This is a genomic window from Bacillus sp. 7884-1 (assembly GCF_002272245.1).
Lineage (GTDB): Bacteria > Bacillota > Bacilli > Bacillales > Cytobacillaceae > Neobacillus.
Genome location: NZ_NPDD01000334.1, coordinates 1 through 676 on the forward strand (window position 1 = coordinate 1; position 676 = coordinate 676).

Genomic DNA, 676 nt, shown 5'->3' on the forward strand with positions numbered 1-676 from the left:
GTTTGTTGTTTTCAACATGAAAGTGAAGCTCAGCAATTCTTCCATTCATTAAAGTTTCGATTAAAGAAGTTTAATTTGGAAATAGCCGAGGATAAAACTAAAATTATTCCCTTTGGAAGGTTTGCGGAAAATAATGCAAAACGTGATGGGAATAGTAAACCAGCTACGTTTGATTTCCTTGGGTTTACCCACTATTGCGGGAAAAGTAAACAAGGAAAATATCGGGTAAAACGGAAATCTAGCAGGAAGAAAGTCCAAGGCAAACTAAGAGAATCTAAAGAATGGCTAAAGGTTAATAGAAATAAAGATATTCATACGATTATGGATAGATTTAGACGCTCACTTATAGGCTATTACAACTATTATTGCATCACGGATAACACTCAAATTGTTAACAACTTCAAAGAGAAAATCGAATACTTACTATTTAAATGGCTAAATAGAAGAAGCCAAAGGAAGTCCTTCACATGGGGTAAATTTAATCTTTTTCTACGTAAATATCCACTTCCCTCACCAAGAATCAAAGTGAACATCTATGAACTTAGAAAAGAGATTAGCTACATTCTGTAAATGATAACTAGGAGGAGCCGTGTGCGTTAATAGCGCAAGCACGGTTCTGTGAGGGGGGAGGAGTACAATCTACCGTAAGGTAGAAAGGCTCCCTTCTACTCGACTA

Annotated in this window: 1 protein-coding gene; it reads left to right on the forward strand. The window is 36.2% G+C overall.

Annotation, left to right across the window (positions count from 1 at the left end; genetic code table 11):
- Positions 1-570: group II intron maturase-specific domain-containing protein (locus CHI06_RS29000; protein ID WP_306453858.1), on the forward strand; the 570-nt coding region annotated here is incomplete at its 5' end.
- Between the last annotated feature and the right edge of the window lie 106 nt (positions 571-676).